This is a genomic window from Halobacillus massiliensis, assembly GCF_900166625.1.
Lineage (GTDB): Bacteria > Bacillota > Bacilli > Bacillales > Halobacillaceae > Halobacillus_A > Halobacillus_A massiliensis.
Genome location: NZ_LT800499.1, coordinates 1,608,429 through 1,626,453, shown reverse-complemented (window position 1 = coordinate 1,626,453; position 18,025 = coordinate 1,608,429). Strand labels below are relative to the sequence as shown.

The 18,025-nt window shown below is 40.0% G+C and carries 22 protein-coding genes and 2 riboswitches; of the genes, 5 read left to right on the top strand and 17 right to left on the bottom strand.

Features of this window, described 5'->3' with window-relative positions; translation table 11 throughout:
* Positions 1 to 24: 24 nt before the first annotated feature.
* The gene (locus B7E06_RS08015; RefSeq protein WP_082233481.1) at positions 25 to 693 is read right to left on the bottom strand and encodes a methionine ABC transporter permease; all 669 of its coding nucleotides are present in this window, start codon (positions 691 to 693) and stop codon (positions 25 to 27) included.
* The gene (locus tag B7E06_RS08010) at positions 686 to 1,711 is read right to left on the bottom strand and encodes a methionine ABC transporter ATP-binding protein (protein WP_082235953.1); all 1,026 of its coding nucleotides are present in this window, start codon (positions 1,709 to 1,711) and stop codon (positions 686 to 688) included. Before B7E06_RS08010 ends, B7E06_RS08015 begins: the two co-directional genes overlap by 8 nt.
* Before the next feature lie 71 nt (positions 1,712 to 1,782).
* Positions 1,783 to 1,902: riboswitch (SAM riboswitch) on the bottom strand.
* A 189-nt stretch (positions 1,903 to 2,091) separates the two neighbouring features.
* Here B7E06_RS08010 and B7E06_RS08005 point away from each other — a divergent pair.
* Positions 2,092 to 2,508, top strand: coding sequence for a TlpA family protein disulfide reductase (locus B7E06_RS08005; RefSeq protein ID WP_082233480.1), 417 nt, complete (start codon positions 2,092 to 2,094; stop codon positions 2,506 to 2,508).
* A 150-nt stretch (positions 2,509 to 2,658) separates the two neighbouring features.
* Here B7E06_RS08005 and B7E06_RS08000 read toward each other — a convergent pair whose 3' ends face one another.
* The 8 genes from B7E06_RS08000 to B7E06_RS07965 all read right to left on the bottom strand — a co-directional run bounded on the left by B7E06_RS08000 (position 2,659) and on the right by B7E06_RS07965 (position 11,837).
* Positions 2,659 to 2,967: a thioredoxin family protein gene (locus tag B7E06_RS08000; RefSeq protein ID WP_082233479.1), complete on the bottom strand. Its 309-nt coding sequence runs from the start codon at positions 2,965 to 2,967 to the stop codon at positions 2,659 to 2,661.
* A gap of 16 nt (positions 2,968 to 2,983) precedes the next feature.
* The gene (locus tag B7E06_RS07995) at positions 2,984 to 3,331 is read right to left on the bottom strand and encodes a toprim domain-containing protein (protein ID WP_082233478.1); all 348 of its coding nucleotides are present in this window, start codon (positions 3,329 to 3,331) and stop codon (positions 2,984 to 2,986) included.
* A gap of 126 nt (positions 3,332 to 3,457) precedes the next feature.
* Positions 3,458 to 3,841, bottom strand: a complete 384-nt coding sequence (gcvH, locus tag B7E06_RS07990) for a glycine cleavage system protein GcvH (protein WP_082233477.1) — start codon at positions 3,839 to 3,841, stop codon at positions 3,458 to 3,460.
* A gap of 84 nt (positions 3,842 to 3,925) precedes the next feature.
* Complete coding sequence (locus B7E06_RS07985) at positions 3,926 to 4,285, bottom strand: arsenate reductase family protein (protein WP_082233476.1); 360 nt, start codon at positions 4,283 to 4,285, stop codon at positions 3,926 to 3,928.
* A 1,008-nt stretch (positions 4,286 to 5,293) separates the two neighbouring features.
* Complete coding sequence (locus B7E06_RS07980; protein WP_082233475.1) at positions 5,294 to 7,075, bottom strand: acyl-CoA dehydrogenase family protein; 1,782 nt, start codon at positions 7,073 to 7,075, stop codon at positions 5,294 to 5,296.
* A 15-nt stretch (positions 7,076 to 7,090) separates the two neighbouring features.
* Positions 7,091 to 8,266 carry an acetyl-CoA C-acetyltransferase gene (locus tag B7E06_RS07975; protein WP_082233474.1) on the bottom strand — a complete coding sequence of 392 codons (1,176 nt, stop codon included), beginning with the start codon at positions 8,264 to 8,266 and terminating at the stop codon, positions 7,091 to 7,093.
* Between the two features lie 24 nt (positions 8,267 to 8,290).
* Positions 8,291 to 10,690: a 3-hydroxyacyl-CoA dehydrogenase/enoyl-CoA hydratase family protein gene (locus B7E06_RS07970; protein WP_082233473.1), complete on the bottom strand. Its 2,400-nt coding sequence runs from the start codon at positions 10,688 to 10,690 to the stop codon at positions 8,291 to 8,293.
* Between the two features lie 229 nt (positions 10,691 to 10,919).
* Positions 10,920 to 11,837: a proline dehydrogenase family protein gene (locus B7E06_RS07965; RefSeq protein ID WP_082233472.1), complete on the bottom strand. Its 918-nt coding sequence runs from the start codon at positions 11,835 to 11,837 to the stop codon at positions 10,920 to 10,922.
* Between the two features lie 224 nt (positions 11,838 to 12,061).
* Between B7E06_RS07965 and B7E06_RS07960 the strand changes: the two genes are divergently transcribed.
* Positions 12,062 to 12,298: a hypothetical protein gene (locus B7E06_RS07960; protein ID WP_082233471.1), complete on the top strand. Its 237-nt coding sequence runs from the start codon at positions 12,062 to 12,064 to the stop codon at positions 12,296 to 12,298.
* 13 nt (positions 12,299 to 12,311) lie between these two features.
* On the top strand, positions 12,312 to 12,650 hold the full coding sequence (locus B7E06_RS07955) for a spore coat protein (protein ID WP_082233470.1): 339 nt from the start codon (positions 12,312 to 12,314) through the stop codon (positions 12,648 to 12,650).
* 39 nt (positions 12,651 to 12,689) lie between these two features.
* Here B7E06_RS07955 and B7E06_RS07950 read toward each other — a convergent pair whose 3' ends face one another.
* The 7 genes from B7E06_RS07950 to B7E06_RS07920 form a co-directional block, all read right to left on the bottom strand.
* Positions 12,690 to 12,896 carry a heavy-metal-associated domain-containing protein gene (locus B7E06_RS07950; protein WP_082233469.1) on the bottom strand — a complete coding sequence of 69 codons (207 nt, stop codon included), beginning with the start codon at positions 12,894 to 12,896 and terminating at the stop codon, positions 12,690 to 12,692.
* A 160-nt stretch (positions 12,897 to 13,056) separates the two neighbouring features.
* Positions 13,057 to 13,821, bottom strand: coding sequence for an STAS domain-containing protein (locus tag B7E06_RS07945; protein ID WP_082233468.1), 765 nt, complete (start codon positions 13,819 to 13,821; stop codon positions 13,057 to 13,059).
* Complete coding sequence (locus tag B7E06_RS07940; protein WP_245807702.1) at positions 13,808 to 14,476, bottom strand: cobalamin B12-binding domain-containing protein; 669 nt, start codon at positions 14,474 to 14,476, stop codon at positions 13,808 to 13,810. Before B7E06_RS07940 ends, B7E06_RS07945 begins: the two co-directional genes overlap by 14 nt.
* 3 nt (positions 14,477 to 14,479) lie before the next feature.
* Positions 14,480 to 14,845 (bottom strand): hypothetical protein, encoded by a 366-nt coding sequence (locus B7E06_RS07935; protein WP_082233467.1) that lies wholly within the window; start codon positions 14,843 to 14,845, stop codon positions 14,480 to 14,482.
* Positions 14,842 to 15,147, bottom strand: a complete 306-nt coding sequence (locus B7E06_RS07930) for an antibiotic biosynthesis monooxygenase family protein (RefSeq protein ID WP_082233466.1) — start codon at positions 15,145 to 15,147, stop codon at positions 14,842 to 14,844. The genes B7E06_RS07935 and B7E06_RS07930 overlap by 4 nt, the downstream gene beginning before the upstream one ends.
* A gap of 189 nt (positions 15,148 to 15,336) precedes the next feature.
* Positions 15,337 to 16,143 carry a VLRF1 family aeRF1-type release factor gene (locus tag B7E06_RS07925; RefSeq protein ID WP_082233465.1) on the bottom strand — a complete coding sequence of 269 codons (807 nt, stop codon included), beginning with the start codon at positions 16,141 to 16,143 and terminating at the stop codon, positions 15,337 to 15,339.
* Between the two features lie 216 nt (positions 16,144 to 16,359).
* Positions 16,360 to 16,554, bottom strand: a complete 195-nt coding sequence (locus B7E06_RS07920) for a YfhD family protein (protein ID WP_082233464.1) — start codon at positions 16,552 to 16,554, stop codon at positions 16,360 to 16,362.
* A gap of 77 nt (positions 16,555 to 16,631) precedes the next feature.
* Positions 16,632 to 16,733, top strand: a riboswitch (guanidine-I (ykkC/yxkD leader).
* A gap of 49 nt (positions 16,734 to 16,782) precedes the next feature.
* Between B7E06_RS07920 and B7E06_RS07915 the strand changes: the two genes are divergently transcribed.
* Positions 16,783 to 17,127, top strand: a complete 345-nt coding sequence (locus tag B7E06_RS07915; RefSeq protein ID WP_082233463.1) for a DMT family transporter — start codon at positions 16,783 to 16,785, stop codon at positions 17,125 to 17,127.
* Entirely contained in the window at positions 17,124 to 17,438 is a 315-nt protein-coding gene (locus tag B7E06_RS07910) for a DMT family transporter (protein ID WP_082233462.1), read from the top strand. The genes B7E06_RS07915 and B7E06_RS07910 overlap by 4 nt, the downstream gene beginning before the upstream one ends.
* Positions 17,439 to 18,025: the final 587 nt, after the last annotated feature.

Below are 18,025 nucleotides of genomic sequence, written 5' to 3'. Positions count from 1 at the left end.
TTCTTCCTCCTAAATTTTATTACTTTATCTTTTATCCAGCTTCCTGGAGGTCACATCTCCAATGAACTGGAAAATAAATACGATAATCACTATTAAAATGGTACATATGGCAACCACATCAAAACTTCTTCTCTGGAATCCAAAGAAGTACGCAAAGTCTCCTAAGCCTCCGGCACCGATAACACCGGCAACGGCGGTATATCCTATCAAGGCTATGGCTGTTACTGTAATTCCTGAAATCAGTGCAGGCATAGATTCAGGGAGCAGAACTTTGAAAATAATAGTTCTATATTTAGCCCCCATAGCTTTTGCCGCTTCAATAACTCCTTTATCCACTTCTTTTAATGCTATTTCTACAAGCCGGGCATAAAATGGAGCGCCTCCGATAATCAGTGCCGGCAATGCAGCTTCCGGGCCTCGGATGGTCCCAATTAAGAAGTCAGTAAAAGGGAACAAAAGCAAAATTAGAATGATAAATGGAATTGCTCTAAAAATATTAACTAACGATGATGTGATCCAATTCAATGTTTTGTTTTGCCAGATTCCGCCAGGTGCTGACAGATAAAGGAGAAGTCCTAACAGCAGCCCGATGATAAAGGTTCCTGCTACAGAGATTATTGTCATATACAACGTTTCATAAGTGGCTTCAATGATATCTTCTACCTTTACGTTAGGAAACAGCTCATTAAACATTTGGGCTCACCTCCACTTCTACGGATGTCGTACGTATATAATCAATCGCACGGCTGACCTCTGCTTCTTCACCTACGAGTTGAACAAGCATGGTTCCGTAGGCTCCTTTTTGTGTCTGCGTAATTTTCCCGTGCAGGATATTAACATCCACAGGGAACTTTCTTGATATGTCACTTATGAGTGCCTGATTCGTATTTTCACCTACAAAGTGAAGCTGAAGGATTTCCCCGCTTCTGTATGTTTCCTGAATAAGATTCAGGGAATCTTCTCTATCTGGATCTCCCATCACTTGATCCACGAATTTTTTCGTTACCTTCTCTTTCGGATGAAGAAAGACATCCAGCACATCCCCAGATTCAACGACCTTCCCGCTCTCCATGACGGCTACACGGTGGCAGATCTTTCGAATGACGTGCATTTCATGTGTAATAAGAATAATGGTAAGACCAAGTTTTTCATTAATATCTACTAATAAATCGAGAATCGAATCGGTTGTCTCAGGGTCCAGTGCAGAGGTTGCCTCATCACAAAGCAATACCTGCGGGTTATTAGCCAAAGCCCGGGCAATCCCCACTCTCTGCTTCTGACCTCCGCTTAATTGAGACGGATATGACTTTCCTCTGCCGCTTAATCCGACGAGATCAATTAATTCGTTCACTCTTTTTAGCCGTTCTTCTTTAGGAACTCCAGCAATTTCTAATGGAAAAGCAATATTATCAAAAACGGTGCGCGACCATAAAAGGTTAAAGTGCTGAAAGATCATTCCAATATTCTGGCGGGCTACACGCAGATCGTTCTTACTTAGATCAATGATATTTTGATCATTAATTTGTATAGTACCTTCTGTCGGTTCCTCCAGCCGGTTTAACAATCGTATAAACGTGCTTTTTCCAGCCCCGCTGTATCCAATCACTCCAAAAATTTCGCCTTTATCAACCGATAAATCCATGTGGTCGACCGCTTTTACATCACGGTCTTTTGTTTTAAAAACTTTAGATAAACCTTTTATCGAAATCATGGTGTCACTCTCCCTATTAAAAAAACGCTTTTCTGCATAAGAACAGAAAAGCGTAATCAATTTCATCTGTTCTCTCATCTGTCAAAGTTTTCACTTTGCAGGAATTGGCACCACTTCAGCTTATTATAAAAAATAAGTCTGATGGTTGCCGGGCATCGTCGGGCCAGTCCCTCCGCCTCTCTGGATAAGAGTATTCCTTTATTTAATTATCTCTTTAACGGACTTAAGTACCATAAAGGAGTGTAGCACTATCATTTATAAACTGTCAACAAAAATGTAAATGGAATGAATTGATCGAAAGTAAACCTTCTTTATGAAAGCAGAATTTATGTTAGCATGGTTACAATAAGGCGTCAACTATAAAGCTGAGGTGAACAAAAATGAAGCAAGCTCCTGATTTCACACTCCCCTATATAGATTCTGAGGAGACCTTTACCCTTTCTAAGTATAAAGATAAAATTATTATGTTAACCTTCTGGGCTTCATGGTGTCCGGACTGCGGAGTTGATCTTCCAAAAAAAGAACAATTATATCAGACAATGGACCACTCTAAAGTAAAAATGATTACGATTAATGTCACAGGCAGGGAAAGAAACATAGAAGATGCAAAGAAATACTACGAAAAATTTTTAACACAGCCGACTTTAACAGACAGAGAAACAAACGTCTATGATATGTATAAAGCGGAGGGTGTTCCCTCCACTATAATCGTTAATCAAAAAGGAGAACTGGCTTTTCAATTTAGTGATCAGGCAGAGTTTTTTGAGATAGTAAGAGCTTTAGGATCTCTTATTTAATTCTTTCACTGCGCATTACTTCTCTCTATATATTAAAATAAATAAGCTGTGTCTGAGGCACTCCCCTGAGAATCTATGGGGGAGGCCGTTTGACACAGCTTATTTATTAAAATTTATAAGGAGGAAAGTGATGCTTTTCCAGAAAAATTCCTACCAATATTGCTGTACCTTCTCATACATGTGAGGAACAGAGTGGAAGGCATAAACTGTTTCAATTTGTTCTGCTTTGTCAGTAATTAGAAGACATGGCACGCTTTTCACTTTATACTCCTGCATAAATTCAGGGTGAAGAGAAGCGTTCATCTGAAAAAACACTTCATCTTTCATCGTTTTTTCGACAGTTTCAAGAATTCGGCGTGCTAAATGACATGTTCCGCAAAAAGGAGTAAAAATATATGTGAAAGCGACTCCTTCGTTTTGAAGCTGTTCCGTTACATTCCTATGTTGAAAGTCACGCAAAACATATCCTCCTATTTTATATTAAATAAATGGGTTTAATATTGAATCGGTGTTTTAATAGAACTCTGGCTAATTCCGGCTCTGGAGTGGCTGCCACCTCTCTGAACGTTTTATCAATATAGATTTGTTCGGCATGAGGCAGTTCAGCAGAAAGCTGCTTACGCAGTTTATTCCCCGAATAATCTTCATCAACTAAAATGAAAACAGGTCTATGATCAAGATTATTATCTAAGATCAGCTCTTCCATTCTTTCAATTCCTAAAGTTCCATGTGTACATAAAATTTCAACAGGATCTTTAAGAATTTTGTTAATTTGTTTCTTGTCTGTAATACCTTCAACTATTAGAATACGATCATCCATCATTAGAGTCACCTACTATAGAGAAACAGACCATGCTGTATAAGCAGCACGGCCTGTCATTAATGAGTATCAAGATTTAACACAGGCAATTTATTTATGTATATGTACATAAACGAAACCTGTCGCGGCTTAGTCTTCGTTAATCATTTCCTCATAATCTTCAGATGACATAAGCTCGTCCATTTCAGAAGAGTCACTAGGTTCCACCACAATCATCCATGCTTTTTCATATGGCGACTCATTAACGAACTCAGGGCTGTCTTCCAATTCCTCATTTACTTCAACTACTTTACCACTTACAGGAGCATAAAGTTCTGAAACAGTTTTTACGGATTCTACACTTCCAAAAGGTTCATCTGCTTCTACAGTGTCCCCTTCTTCAGGAAGCTCTACAAAAACGATATCTCCAAGCTCAGACTGTGCGAAATCTGTAATACCTATACGTACTTTTTCGCCTTCTTTTTTTACCCATTCATGTTCTTCTGAATACAGTAAGTCTTTTGGTAAACTCATGAGTACCCCTCCAGATTAAAATTAGTCTAAAATAAACCCATTTATAAACATAAAAGCTTTTCGCTTTTATTTCCAATGTTCTGCTCACTTATTCCATATTTTCTCGAATTGTTCCTCTTTAAAACCTACGGTCACGTTTTCTCCGTCTGTTACAATGGGACGTTTTATAAGCATGCCGTCTTCGGAAAGCCACTGAATCATCTCATCTTCAGAAGCAGATGGCAGTTTTTCTTTTAAGTTTAATTCTCTGTATTTTTTCCCGCTTGTATTGAAAAACTTCCGTGCAGGCTGGTCACTTTTCCCAATCAATTCAGCGAGTTTATCCTTACCCGGTGTATCCTCAACGATATGTACAGCTTCATAAGACACTTCATGATCATTAAGCCACTTTTTGGCTTTCTTACATGTTCCGCAGTTTGGATACCAATAAAAGGTTAATGGCATTCTTATATTCCCCCCTCTTATTTATTTGATTCCTATTTTATCATACTATCCGATATATTAGCATTTATAATAGGAATTCAACAAAAAAAGGAGAACCCTTGTAAATAAGGAGAACAAGGCTAAGGGAAACGACTCGGTTTTCATGGGCGTACGCTAGCTTCTTCTGCCTAAAGCCTTCCGGGATCTCACCATCGTTCTGTGTCAAAAAGGAGCATCCTGTTCCGTCTTCCTAAATTTAGAGAAGCGGGCCTGGGGAAACAACTCGCTTTTCATAGTCGAACGCTGAGCTTCCTCAGGCTAAAGCCTTCCGGGATCTCACCCTTGTTCTGTGTCAAAAAGGAGCATCCTGTTCCGTTTTCCTGAATAACAACTCGCTTTCCATGGGCGAACGCTGAGCTTCCTCAGGCTAAAGCCTTCCGGGATCTCCCCCTGTTCTCTTCTCCCATAGGAGTCTCGCCGTTTCCCCCGGCCCTTCGCGTTTATTAAGAGTAACGGAACATTGAGTAAGAAAAGATCATTTCCTTAATAGCGATTACGGTAACTACAGCGTTACCACCAATGGTAAAGAGGTTGGGAAATGGCGAGACTCCTGCAGGGAGATAGAGCCGTGGTGAGATCCGCGAGTGGAACAGGCTAGCTCACCGGCTACCCGCGGAAAGCGAGCGATTTCCCATCCTCGATCCTCTTTATAAAGTAAACGGAACCGTCTTTACACTTCTCAAAAATGAAGAAGCTAGTGGAAATGACGAGATTCCTGCAGGGGGGATAGAGCCATGGGGAGATCACACTAATGTAAAGAGCTGACTCACCTGCTCACAGTGGGAAAACGAGCGATTATCCGCCACGTTTCTCTTACACCATTAAGCGGCACAGACTTTTCTCTTTGCTAAATAAGAGAAGGAAATTTCCGAGCATAATATCTGTAACAGGTATTTCACATGGTAAAAGACATGGACGGTAAAAAAAGGCCTTCCTTTAAGGAAAGCCTTTTGGTTTACTATCTTTTTATTAAACTGTATATCTTTCGTTTTCGATGATTGTTTTAGCAATTTCACGTTTTTTCTTAATAACGTTTGTTGGTGTGTGTCTCGTTAATTTTCTCAAAGCACCAAGCATCATTCTTAGTGAGTCTCCTGATTCGGAAGCAATCAGCGTTTCCTTTGCGTGTGCTTCAATGCGATTAAATGCTTCCTGAACATATACCTCTGTGTAAAGTAACTTTTGGGCGGCTTTTTCTTCGCTTGTCTTTCCGATAGCTTTTTCTGTACGCAGAATGGCGGATTCCATATTGTAAATCTCGCCAGTAATATCAGCAATGTTTACTAAGATCTCCTGTTCGCCTTCGAGTTTTTCACCATATTTTTGTGCAGCAAGACCCGCCGTTAAAAGAGCGATTTTCTTCGCGTTTTTAAGAAGGTATTTTTCCTGTTCAAGAGCGTCAGTTCCTGGCTCTTCAGGCATCATTGTTAAGATTTCTTCCTGCAGGGCCTGTGCCTTCTGCAGCAATGGAAGCTCGCCTTTCATTGCTTTCTTAAGAAGGGTTCCTGGAACAATCAGTCGGTTAATTTCATTTGTGCCTTCGAAGATACGGTTGATACGGGAATCACGATAGATTCTTTCCACTTCATATTCCTGCATAAAACCATAGCCGCCATGAATTTGAACCGCTTCGTCAACAGCAAAATCAAGTAATTCTGTACCAAAAACTTTATTTAGGGAACACTCAATAGCGTACTCTGCTATAACTTTTGCGACAGCCTTGCCATCCTCTAATTCTTCTGCGGTTAATTTGCCCATACTTTGTTCAAACAGTCCTACTGTTCGATACACAGAACTTTCATTAGCATAGGTGTTTACTGCAACAGAGGCAAGTTTTTCCTGAATTAATGGAAAGCTAGAAATAGGAGTTTTAAACTGTTTACGCTGGTTGGCGTATTTTGCAGCAAGCTCAATCGCCCGTTTAGATCCGCCGACTCCCCCGATTGCCAGCTTATAACGTCCAACATTTAAAATATTAAAAGCGATTACATGGCCTCTGCCAATTTCACCAAGTACATTTTCCGCGGGAACCTCAGCATCTTCTAATACTAATGTTCTCGTTGAGGAACTCTTAATCCCCATCTTCTTCTCTTCCGGTCCTGTAGAGACTCCGTTGAAATTTCTTTCTACGATAAAGGCAGTAAACTTGTCACCATCGATTTTTGCATAAACAACAAAAACATCGGCAAAAGCTGAGTTTGTAATCCACTGTTTTTCACCGTTTAATACATAATGAGTGCCTGCTTCATTTAATTTAGCTGTGGTTTTTGCTCCGAGAGCATCAGATCCTGAGCCTGGCTCTGTCAGCGCATATGCTGCGATTAACTCGCCTGTAGCAAGCTTTGGTAAATATTTTTGCTTCTGTTCCTCATTACCGAAAAAGACAATTGGAAGTGAACCAATTCCTACATGGGCTCCATGAGTCACTGAAAAGCCGCCAGCTCGTGAAAATTTTTCGGTTATAAGAGAAGAACTGATTTTATCCAGCTGTAGTCCCCCGTATTGTTCAGGGACATCTGCTCCGAGCAGTCCAAGTTCTCCAGCTTTTTTCAACAGAGCTACAGAATGTTCAAATTCATGGTTTTCCAGGTTATCAATTTTAGGAACGACTTCTCCCAGCACGAAATCCTCGGTTGTTTTGGCAATCATATGGTGCTCTTCTGTGAAATCCTCTGGAGTAATAACATCATTTGCCGTAAGGTCCTCTACTAGAAAGCCTCCACCTTTAATCATCTCTTTTAATTCACTCATTCATTCCCTCTCCTTTTATAAAAGTTCAAATACTCCAGCAGCTCCCATACCGCCGCCGATACACATAGTAACTACACCAAACTGTTCATTTCTCCGCTTCATTTCATGAATTAAGCTGAGTGTTAGTTTCGTCCCCGTACAACCGAGTGGATGACCCAGCGCGATTGCGCCTCCGTTCACGTTAACTTTATCCATATCAAGTCCAAGCTGTCTGATAACCCTCAGGGACTGAGAAGCAAAAGCTTCGTTTAATTCAAACAACCCGATATCTGCCAGCTCCAAGCCCGCCATCTTCAAAGCCTTCGGTACAGCTTCAATGGGTCCTACTCCCATGATCTCAGGTTCCACTCCAGCTACAGCAAATGAACGGAACTTCGCTAATGGGGCCAGACCTTCAGCTTGAGCCTTTTCACGGTCCATAAGCAGTACAGATGCAGCTCCGTCACTCATCTGCGAGGAATTGCCCGCTGTAACAGATCCTTTTACGGAAAATGCCGGCTTAAGTTTAGCTAATACATCGACGGTCGTGCCATGACGTACTCCTTCATCCATTTCAAAAGTGACTTCTCTCTCATTTAGTTTATTATCACTGCCGACTGTCCGATGAACAACATTTACAGGGACAATCTCATCTTTAAATTTCCCTTCCTTTAAAGCCTGGGCAGCTCGCTGATGACTTTGAGCTGCAAAAGCATCCTGGTCTTCTCTGGAAATCTCAAAACGGTTTGCCACCTCTTCGGCTGTATGCCCCATCGACATATAATACTCTGGTGCATTTTCAACCAGCTGAATATTCGGCTTAATCACATGACCGCCCATAGGTATCAAACTCATAGATTCGGCGCCCCCGGTTATAGCGGTATCTATATGACCAAGCATAATTTTTTCCGCTCCGTATGCGATACTTTGAAGACCGGAAGAACAATAACGGTTGATCGTTACCGCTGGTACTTTATGATGCAGACCGGCTAAACCGCAAATATTTCTTGCCATATTCATTCCTTGTTCAGCCTCTGGCATGGCACAACCAATAATGACATCATCAATATTTCCCTCATAACCGCCGGCTCGTTTTAATGTTTCTTTAATTGTTACGGCCGCTAAATCGTCCGGTCTTGTCTGGGCAAGCGTTCCTTTTTTCGCCCGGCCGACCGGAGTTCTTGCTCCCGATACTATCACTGCTTCCTTCACGTTGCTTCCCCCTTTTAATGAATATTAGTTGCGCAGAGGCTTACCTTTTAACAGCATGTGCTGCATGCGCTGCTGGGATTTCCCTTCCCCGACAAGACTTAAAAAAGCTTCTCTCTCGAGGTCTAATAGATATTGTTCATCTACGAATGTTCCTTCTTTTACTCGACCGCCGGCTAATACGAAAGCCAATTTTTCTGCAATTTTAAGGTCATGTTCACTTGCATAACCACTAAGTCCTAGTGATTTAGCTCCAAGCAGCATCGTTGCATATCCCTGTTCTCCTACCACGGGAATTTTTGTTCGTTTTGGTGCTTTATAACCCGAACGTGCAAGTCCGAGTACTTTTTGTTTGGCATCAAAAATTAAATGATCCCCGTTTACACTTATTCCATCTCCTTCATCCAGAAAGCCGTTTTCCTTGGCTTCATCTGCTGAGGTAGAAACCTTGGCCATGGCTATTTTTTCAAATACGGTGTTCGTAATCTTCTGCAAGTCGACGTCTATCCCCTGCGGAATATTTCTTAAATGCTTGATGTAAAGTTCTTTGTTTCCGCCTCCGCCTGGAATCAATCCAACTCCTGCTTCTACAAGGCCCATGTACGTTTCCTGGGAAGCTTGAATAGCGGCTGATGGAAGGCAGACTTCTGCTCCTCCGCCAAGTGTCATAGCAAATGGCGCAGACACTACAGGTTTATCCGCATACTTTATATTCATCATGGCATCCTGGAAACTTTTAACGACCATTTCAATTTCAAAAAAATTAAAGTCTTGGGCTTCCATTAAAATCATTCCTAAGTTTGCTCCAACACAGAAGTTCTTGCCCTGATTTCCAATTACAAGTCCTTCATAGTTCCGGTCCACTTCTTCAAGTGCAAAGTTTACCATCTGAATGATATCCATCCCGATCGCGTTACTCTGTGAATGAAACTCCAGGCCGGCCACACCATCACCTAAGTCAATGAGACTGGCACCGGCATTTTTCTTAATGACTTCCTTTGTTTCTTTTAACCTTTTTAAATTTATGGATTTAGGGTTAAATGTGTAAGTGACATAATCTCCCTTATGGAAATAATGTACAGCCCCAACATCTTTCTTATAAAATTGCTGATGGCCTTCATTTATCATCTGTTTTACCCAGTCAGGCAGCACTTCTCCTTCTGCTTCCATACGCTCAGCTGCCGTTTTAACTCCAAGGGCATCCCAAATTTCAAATGGACCCATTTCCCAGCCAAAGCCCCAGCGCATAGCTTCATCTATTGATGGGATGTCTTCAGCTATTTCACCAAGAAGTTCTGCGGAATATAAAAGAACAGGCTTTACGATCGACCAGACAAAATCTCCGGCACGATCTCCCTTAGCAGAAATAAGCGCTTTCAATTTACGTTTTGCTCCCTTTTCCTGCTTAGCTAATTCTACAGCTTTTGTTTTTAGCTGCTGCCGTTGTTCATATTCAAGAGACTGAGGGTTAAGCTGGAGGATTTCACTGCCCTTTTCCCCTCTCTTCTTAAGGAAAAATCCCTGTCCGGTCTTGGCACCGAGCCATCCGTTTTCGTGCATTTGTTTCATAAAGTCCGGAATTTCAAAAACTTTCTTCTCTTCCCCGTCGACCTGGTTATATACGTTATTGGCTACATGAATGAAAGTATCCAGCCCTACAACATCTAATGTCCTGAATGTCGCACTTTTTGGACGTCCAATCATCGGTCCGGTTACGGAATCCACTTCACCGACACTGTAACCGCCTTTCAGCATTTCCCTCACTGTCACCAGCAGTCCATACGTTCCAATTCTATTAGCAATAAAGTTCGGTGTATCCTTTGCTTCCACCACTCCCTTGCCTAATACATCCTCACCAAACTGTTTTATAAACTTAAGGACCTGTGGATCCGTCTGTTTTGTTGGTATGACTTCAAGCAATTTTAAATATCTTGGTGGATTAAAAAAATGAGTGCCTAAGAAATGCTTTTTAAAATCATCACTGCAATCTTCACACATCGCTTCGACCGATATACCTGATGTATTTGAGCTTACAATGCTTCCTTTCTTACGATGCTGGTCAACCTGGGCAAAAACTTTTTTCTTAATGTCCAGATTCTCTACAACGACCTCAATCACCCAATCTACATCTTTAAGTTTTTCCATATCATCTGTAAAATTCCCTGTTGCGATGAGATCAAGATTTGCTTTGCTCGTTATAGGCGAAGGCTTTTGCTTTTTAAGCTTTTCTTTGTTTTCATTAGCAATACGATTTCTAACAGACCTATCATTAATGCTTAGACCTTTGCTTTTTTCCTTATCGGTTAAATCACGTGGGACCATATCAAGCATCAATGTAGGAATACCGACATTAGCCAAGTGAGCGGCTATTCCCGCTCCCATTACTCCTGAGCCTAATACGGCGGCACGCTTGATTTTTTGGTTCATAGTTTTTCCCCCTATCAAAACTTGAATGAATACTCATTCATTTTAAGCCTAAAAAAAATGACTTCACATCAAAATGGTATCTGCCTTAATAATAAAATATATTCTGATATTTCGCAATCGTTTTCAGAAATAAAATTTTGTAAAAGTATTTTACAACAATTAAAAACCTGGCTGAGTCTCTTATATAATTAAAAAACCTCCAGAAAAAAGTTCTGAAGGCTTTACAACACTATTTTCCCGTTATTCCCTTTAATACAAACGCCACGTTGGCCGGCCTTTCTGCAAGCCGGCGCATGAAATACCCATACCAGTCATCTCCGTAAGGAACATAAACCCGCATCTTATACCCTTCTTCTACAAGCTCCTGCTGCCTTTCAACACGGATTCCATAAAGCATTTGAAATTCAAATTGATTCAGTGGAATATTATGTTCTTTCACAAGGATTTTTGTAAACTCGATCATTGTATCATCATGTGTTGCTACAGCGGTGTAATTACCATTAAGCAAATGTATCTTTATAATTTTTTTATAATTTTCATCGACATCCTTTTTATCAGGAAACGCAACTTTTGGCGATTCTTTATAAGCGCCTTTAACTAAACGAAGATTCGGATTGTATACGTTTAAATCCTCAATATCCTCGGCTGCACGATAAAGATAAGACTGAATGACGGTGCCTATGTGTTCATACTCTTCACGAAGCTCCTTAAATAATTTGATCGTAGTCTGACACCTTTCAAAATCCTCCATATCTATAGTGACAAACACATTTTTCTCTTCTGCTTCCTTTAAAATATTCCTCATATTCTCTAGTGCAAGGTCATAGGAAATATCGAGCCCCATGGAAGTAAGCTTTAAAGAAAGCTGTGAATCAAGATTATGGGAAGATATAGCTCTAATGGCTTCCATACATTCTTCAGCCGCTGCCTTTGCTTCAGATTCACTTTCTATAAATTCACCAAGATGGTCAATAGTTACACTCATCCCCTGGTGATTGAGTTCTTTTATCGTTTCCACTGCGTGTTGAATTGTTTCGCCGGCTACAAAGCGTCCCGCACCAAACCGAAGCCCGTACCTTTTGGCTAATTTAGTAAAGAATTTATTTTTTGATAAAAATAAAAAGAAATTCCTAAGTATTTGTTCCATAGCAAGAGAACCCCCTGAACCCAAAGCCGTTAAAAAGGAAAAAGGTTTTAATTTTATATTTTGATCCATAAATGTTTGAAAGCGATATCATTATTATTTTATCATCATTTTATAAAATTGGGTATTAATTCATATCCTCTTTAATTTTTTTGTAAAAAATCACTCATAATCAAAAATGATGAGGCCATACTAGGAAAAGATTAATTACTGAAGGAGGAATTACTATGCAGCAATCTCAACCTATGGAACAGCCGCCAGCTGTGGTCAGCTCAAAAGATCAAATGTATATCACTGATATGCTTTCATGGAACTTAAACGCGTGTAAAAAAGCCCACTTTTTTGCAGAGCAGTGTCAAACTCCTGAAGTCCAGCAGGCTTTAGATCAGATGGGACAGATGCATCAACGTCACTATGACAAGATATTAAGCTATTTAAACAATAACAGCCAAACTATGAATTAGGAGGAATAGAAGCATGCAGCAGCAGAACCAATCTCAAAAGCTACAGAATCCCGAAACAGCGGTTCCAAAGACACCTCAAATGAATGAACGCGATTTCGTAAATGATTGTCTTTCTACAGAGAAATACATGACGAATGCTTACAGCGTTGCTTTAAACGAAGCAAGCAACCAGCAGTTCTATCAGGACCTTGCCACTATTTTTAAAGAAACTCAGGACTGTCAGAGAAATCTATACAATCTCATGTTTAAAAATGGCTGGTATGCTCTTGAAACCGCCGATGAGACGAAGCTGCAAAATTCTTACCAGCAGTTCTCCGGTTATAAAAACCAGCTTCCATATGTTATTCAATAAGAAGAAGCCCCTTTAAGCTATAGCCTAAAGGGGCTTCTTTTAACCGACCGGCTCATATCCCTGAGCTTTTACTGCTTCTTTCATCATATCTTTTGTAGCAAATGATTCATCATAAGTTACTTCAACCCTTCCACTGTCTACATCAATTTGTGTTCCATATACGCCTTCTAATAAAGTTAAAGCTTCTTTTACTTTTTTTTCACATTCATTGCCCGTCATTCCGTTTACTTGCAAAGTTAATTGCATAATCTATCTTCCTTTCCATTATATAATTCCTTCTATTCCCTCTATTCCACAACAAGTGGTACAAATAACTTAACTTTTCTATAATAAACACAAAATGCATTAATCAAAAAAGCGAACCACCTGTTTTTCCAGACGGTTCGCTTTTTAAAATTTATTTATTTCACTTACAGTATTTTTCAATTGCCTGCTGCAAAGAATTCAAGAAGCTTACTTGTGAAGGGATTTCCATCTCGTGCAGCTGTTTTGCCTGCATTGGGGAAATTCCAATAATAATAATATCGAGTCCCATATAAAAGAGAGAGGTCATCATGTTTGTGAGCACATGAACTCCCTCTCTGTCCATCTCACCGACTGCAGTAAAATCAAACAACAACCGATCCATTTCTTCTTTTTGAGAAGACATTAACAAATTGGTCTCCACCGACAGCATTTTCTCATTTGAAATATTACCAAACAATGGAATTAATGCGGTGTCACTAGTGAGCTCTATAAATGGCGCTGACAAGCGGTTGTTCTGATCAATAACTTCTTCGAGCTTTTCTTTTTCCTCAAGGAGCTCGAAATTCGTATCGTTTAACCGTGAACGGAGATTATTCAAAGTTTTCGTAACTTTTGTCAGCTTTTCATCTTTAAGGAAAAAGATAATTTCTGCATATAAATCATTATTCCAAGTTACGTACATATCTGCGGGCACAGGATCAAGTTCATCATTAAAAGGCTTAAGATATATTTCGAGGGAAGCTTGATGCAGCTCTGGAGCCACCCATTTTTTAACTTTGTCTATGCTTTCCTCGTCCATAATATCCAAAAGATTTTCATGATTATCTCCCCATAAATCACTGACCTGTCTCGAATAAGATTGAATAAAAAAATTCTTATTTATCACGTAATAAGGCAAAGGAAAAGATCGATCAACTTGTTTCATTGATAATTCCTGCCCTTCCTTCTTTAAACCATTGATGAAGGTTATTTAAATCCTTGACTACCATAACCTGATCCGTCTCAAGTTCTTCAAGTTCAAATTTTCTGGCCATCCTGCCGCCAATCATTATTAATGGCTTCCACTCTAGTGTACGGAACTCTTTCACAAGCTTCTTAAGCGTGGGAAGACGGTATGATAAAGCCGCCGATAAGCCTATAACATGCGGCTTAAAACGTCTCACTTGATTAAGTGAATGTTCCACATTTAAGTTAGGGCCTAGATATCTGACTCTCCATCCTTCTTCTTTAAATGTCTCTGCGACCATTTTTAATCCAATATAATGCTGTTCTTCTTCCACACCGAATAAGAGCACTTTAAATTCCTTCTGCCGGTTCCCTTTTATACTCGGCAATTTAGCTTCCAATTTGGATACGACAAAATCACAAATTGCTGTCGCTAAATGTTCATCTGCCACAGATATCTCATTCTTTTCCCAGAGCTCCCCTACATAATACATAGCAGGGGTAATAACGTCTTCATATACATAAAGACGCGGGTATTTCTGGAACTGTTCTTCAATATATTGCATGGCTCCTTCCTCGTCACCTTCAAGTAAGTAATGAGCCAGTTTTATATGATGTTGAGTCAAACGAATCACCTCTTATTGAGAAAGCTTCTCCAGTCTTTCTAAGCCTAACTCCAAATAATTAATAAACGCTGCTGCCTCGTTTGGGTCTTCCCATTTCCCTTCGCGCAAATGACGAATTAAACGGGTATAGTTATCGATGATCAGTTCAATCCCTACGTTTCTTGAAGTCAAGACATTGTAAAGCCAATCTGTATACTCTAGAAAGAAAGATGCGCTGTTCATTTCATAAGCTGAATATAAATGATCCAGATGATGATAGTTATCCTCTTCTGTACGCTCCCGGCCGTTTTGACCAAAGCGGGTCCACAAATCCGGATAAGCGTCATAAATCTCTTCAACTATATGGTCAACAAGTAAGGCTTTTTCTTTTTTATTCATGTGGCTACAACCTCGAACTTCTTAACTACTGGCACAATTCCCTGTAGTTCTTCATCAGGGTATCTCTTTTCGAGTTCATGAATTTTTTTAAACTGTTCACTTCTTACCCATTTAAGATAGGATTTCTTATCTTCCCATTCCATATGAACGGTAAGTTCACCAGGTTTCTTATCATTTTGCAACAACTGAAACGTTAAAAAACCCTCTGCTTCATCAACAAGTCTGGAGCGATTTTGATAAATTGCTATTAAATCGTCTGCTTTATGTTCAGGGACTATTACTGTAGAATCGACCACATACATTTAGCTTCGCTCCTATCTGCTAATATTTTCACTAAATAATATTTTACCATATGGGACAATTTATTGTTAAGCAATGAGGCCCGTTATTAAATGTGTAAAATATGGCTATTACAGTGAAAAAAGAAAAACAAATAGAAAAAGAGATGCCGACCCAGGAGCCAGGCATCTCTTTTTTTATAAAATTTAACTCTATATAGTTACAACTTCTGCGATGACAGAAGTTTCCTCATGATCCAGTAAATTTTTATTCACGTATTTGTTAACTTCTTTGTTCATATTATCATCTAAATCTTTTAATTCTTCTTTATCGCCCACCATATAGATTCGCTGCCAGCCATGGTCCTTAGCCAGCTTATCTAATTTAGGAGCGACACTTTTGTACCAGCGATAGCGATTTGCGTCAAAGCGATCTTTATACTGCTCAAATTGAGTATTTTGTCCGCCTGACTGTCCTCTATTCTGCCCGCGTTGAGGTCCTTTAAAGACTCTCCAATCTTCTGTGTTCAAATCAAGCTCAAATAAATGGGAGTCATTAATGGTGCCAAGGTTCGCATCAATTGCTTTGATTTGATTTTTCTGGGTTAAAATAATTCCTGTTTTCGGGAATTTTTCCTGCATTTCTTTCAATTGATCAAGCACTGGTGATTCTTCCCAGTAAAATTCCGTTTTTACAGGCATTTGGAATCTCTCAGCGAACCAGACTGTATCATCTCCAGTTGCAAAAACAACAGCACATTTTCCGAAATTTTGCTCATTTCCTTCAATGAAGCTCTCAACTTTTTCACGGACATTCCAAAAATTTCTTTTTTCATCGGAATCTCCGTCTTCTTTTAAATAGTTTTCAAAATTATTTAAACCGTTCTTTAATTGAATTTTCCATTCTCCACCTTGCTGATCTGGGTCTGATGGATCTGTATTCAAATACATTGTAAATACCTTTTGAGGTTTTTCTAAGTGGATGTTATCTAGTTTCTTTAGTTCTTTATTTAAATCCATAAGCTATATCTACTCCTTTACTAATTCTTCTTAATTATTATGTTTCCGGAAAAGAAAGTCGTTAAACTTCAATTTAGAAAGCCATAAACCGTATAGCACATTATTTAAATTTATCCTATATTACGGGATGAAATCAAAAAGCGGAAAATCAAAGACTGCATTTGAAGCTAAGTCCTGTACATACAAAAAAGCAGCCGTAATCGGCTGCTTTTCAAATTATCGCTTTCTCTTGTTCTCGTGATTAGCACGGCGATCTGCTGCTTCAGCTCTTTTCATTGCTTCAATATCATCGTGATCAGCCATATCCTGGGAAAATTCTACATCGATCCCATCACTTATCTCAAGTTGAGGAGTTTGGGACAATTTGTTTTTCTTCCTGGGGTTATTATGCTTGTGTTCATCTCTACCCAAAATAAAAACCTCCTTTTGCTTCAGATAGTTTATAGTTTGCCATTTAAAATTTCTTATTCTATACTACCTGTAATTTCATAATCGTTTTCTAGGGTTCCGCCGTAAAGGACACGGGACTGGACCGAGAGAAAACATATAGCACTTCTGCTATAACACGGAGGGATAAAAGCCCGGGAGGTATCTGATGACATCTACAGATACCTCTTTTTTTATGGAGGGGGAAATATTGTGATTAAAGAATGGATTAAGCTGGTAGTGGCTACCGCCTTTGAAGTTGGGTGGGTAGTCGGATTAAAACACGCCGAAAACCCTATGCATTGGGCCGGAACGGTTTTTGCCATTATTGTTAGCTTTTATTTGCTTATACAGTCCGGAAAAAAACTTCCTGTCGGTACGGCATACGCTGTTTTCACAGGTCTTGGAACTGCCGGAACGGTGATGGCAGAAATATTTATGTTTAATGAACCTCTTTTATTTTCCAAGGTTGGACTTATTTTAATTCTGCTGGCCGGAGTAATCGGTTTAAAAATGTTAACACCCTCAGAGTCTAAAAAGGAAGGAAGATCTGCATGAGCTGGATCTATTTAATCGCCGCTGGTTTATTTGAAATGTCTGGTGTCATGATGATTAATATTTTTCATAAAAGAAGATCAGTTTACACGGCTGCCGGGTTAGCCGCATCTTTCGGTTTAAGCTTTGTATTTTTATCACTGGCAATGGAAAGTATCGCAATGGGAACGGCATATGCTATATGGACAGGTATTGGAGCAGCAGGGGGAGCACTTCTGGGAATGGTCTTTTTTGAAGAACCGAAGGAATGGCGGCGGGTCGTATGTATTTTGATGATTATCTCCGCTGCTGTCGGGTTAAAGTTAATTGATTAAAGAAGTTTTCTTTTCTAAATTGGGAAAAAAAGGGCTTCATGCGTAAGGAAAAGTGGCTGGGTAATAGCTCGCTTTTAAGCGGAGAGCCGGTGAGCTAGCTCGTTACACTCGCGGATCTCCCCTTGGCTCTATCTCCCTTCAGGAGCCTGGTCATTGCTTCATTTTTTCTCAATGGTGAAAGAGAAAGAGATGTTCCGTTACTCAAAAGAACGTAAAGGGCCGGGGGAAACGGCGAGACTCCTATGGGAGGATAGAACAGGGGGAGATCCCGGAGGGCTAGAAGCCCGAGGAAGCTCACCGTTCGCCCATGGAAAGCGAGTTGTTTCCCCTGGCCCGCCTCTCTTTATCAATGTAAACGGAAAGTGAAATCCCTTCAACTTTCTATCGTATCTGTCCTCACTATTCCACTGTTCCGTTACTCCTAAAGAACATAAAGGGCCGGGGGAAATGGTGAAACTCCTATGGGAAGATAGAACAGGGGAGATCCCGGGGGGCTAAAAGCCCGAGGAAGCTCACCGTTCGCCCATGGAAAGCGAGTTGTTTCCCCCGGCCCGCCTCTCTTTATCAATGTAAACGGAACAAGTGAA

Excerpts from the sequence above, each read along its gene's own strand:
- B7E06_RS07980 (WP_082233475.1), bottom strand. The coding sequence starts at position 7,075 with ATGAGTGAATTAAAAGAGATGATTAAAGGTGGAGGCTTTCTAGTAGAG.
- gcvH (WP_082233477.1), bottom strand. The coding sequence starts at position 3,841 with ATGAGTTTACCAAAAGACTTACTGTATTCAGAAGAACATGAATGGGTA.
- B7E06_RS07935 (WP_082233467.1), bottom strand. The coding sequence starts at position 14,845 with ATGAATAAAAAAGAAAAAGCCTTACTTGTTGACCATATAGTTGAAGAG.
- B7E06_RS07970 (WP_082233473.1), bottom strand. The coding sequence starts at position 10,690 with ATGAACCAAAAAATCAAGCGTGCCGCCGTATTAGGCTCAGGAGTAATG.
- B7E06_RS07930 (WP_082233466.1), bottom strand. The coding sequence starts at position 15,147 with ATGTATGTGGTCGATTCTACAGTAATAGTCCCTGAACATAAAGCAGAC.
- B7E06_RS07985 (WP_082233476.1), bottom strand. The coding sequence starts at position 4,285 with ATGCCATTAACCTTTTATTGGTATCCAAACTGCGGAACATGTAAGAAA.
- B7E06_RS07910 (WP_082233462.1), top strand. The coding sequence starts at position 17,124 with ATGAGCTGGATCTATTTAATCGCCGCTGGTTTATTTGAAATGTCTGGT.
- B7E06_RS08015 (WP_082233481.1), bottom strand. The coding sequence starts at position 693 with ATGTTTAATGAGCTGTTTCCTAACGTAAAGGTAGAAGATATCATTGAA.
- B7E06_RS07950 (WP_082233469.1), bottom strand. The coding sequence starts at position 12,896 with ATGCAATTAACTTTGCAAGTAAACGGAATGACGGGCAATGAATGTGAA.
- B7E06_RS07925 (WP_082233465.1), bottom strand. The coding sequence starts at position 16,143 with ATGGATTTAAATAAAGAACTAAAGAAACTAGATAACATCCACTTAGAA.
- B7E06_RS07965 (WP_082233472.1), bottom strand. The coding sequence starts at position 11,837 with ATGGAACAAATACTTAGGAATTTCTTTTTATTTTTATCAAAAAATAAA.
- B7E06_RS07955 (WP_082233470.1), top strand. The coding sequence starts at position 12,312 with ATGCAGCAGCAGAACCAATCTCAAAAGCTACAGAATCCCGAAACAGCG.
- B7E06_RS08005 (WP_082233480.1), top strand. The coding sequence starts at position 2,092 with ATGAAGCAAGCTCCTGATTTCACACTCCCCTATATAGATTCTGAGGAG.
- B7E06_RS08010 (WP_082235953.1), bottom strand. The coding sequence starts at position 1,711 with ATGATTTCGATAAAAGGTTTATCTAAAGTTTTTAAAACAAAAGACCGT.
- B7E06_RS07960 (WP_082233471.1), top strand. The coding sequence starts at position 12,062 with ATGCAGCAATCTCAACCTATGGAACAGCCGCCAGCTGTGGTCAGCTCA.
- B7E06_RS07945 (WP_082233468.1), bottom strand. The coding sequence starts at position 13,821 with ATGAAACAAGTTGATCGATCTTTTCCTTTGCCTTATTACGTGATAAAT.
- B7E06_RS07995 (WP_082233478.1), bottom strand. The coding sequence starts at position 3,331 with ATGATGGATGATCGTATTCTAATAGTTGAAGGTATTACAGACAAGAAA.